The organism is Streptomyces sp. 6N223, assembly GCF_052246635.1.
In the GTDB taxonomy this organism is placed as follows: Bacteria; Actinomycetota; Actinomycetes; order Streptomycetales; family Streptomycetaceae; genus Streptomyces.
On record NZ_JBQQCA010000161.1, the window covers coordinates 1 to 645 of the forward strand.

Sequence of the window (645 nt, forward strand, 5' to 3'; positions counted from 1 at the left end):
AGGCCTGGATGTGGTCGGCGAAGACCGGCTCGGTGGCCATGAGGTGCTGGCCCATGCCCGGCCACTGCGAACCCTGCCCGGGAAACACAAACACCGTCTTCCCCGCCACCACACTGCCCGTGACCAGGTCGGGGTGGGGCTCGTCGGCGGCGAGCGCGGCGAGGGCGTCGGCGCTGAACGCCACGGCGCGGTGCTCGAACCGTGCACGCCCCAGCAGGGCGTGGGCAGTGGCCAGCCGGCCGTCACCGGCGTCGGCATCGACCCCGAGCAGGCGCTGGGCCTGCTCCCGCAGCGCCTCGCCCGTCTTCGCCGACAGCGTCAGCGGGACCACGCCCGATGCGTCGTCCGTCGTCGGCTCGGGCAACTCCGCCGGCTCCGCGGCCGGCGCCTCTTCGAGGATCACGTGGGCGTTGGTGCCGCTGATGCCGAAGGAGGAGACGGCGGCCCGGCGCGGGCGGTCGTTGGGCTCCCACGGCTGGGGCTCGGCCAGGAGCGAGACGGCGCCCGCCTCCCAGTCCACGTGGGGCGTCGGCTCGTCCACGTGCAGGGTCTGCGGCAGCAGCCCGTTGCGCATGGCCATGACCATCTTGATGATGCCGCCGACGCCGGCCGCCGCCTGGGTGTGGCCGATGTTGGACTTGAGGG

The 645-nt window shown here is 73.8% G+C and carries 1 protein-coding gene; it reads right to left on the reverse strand.

The window, feature by feature from the left end:
• On the reverse strand, window positions 1-645 hold a 645-nt coding region (locus ACTWQH_RS32820), incomplete at both ends, for a ketoacyl-synthetase C-terminal extension domain-containing protein (protein WP_443290466.1).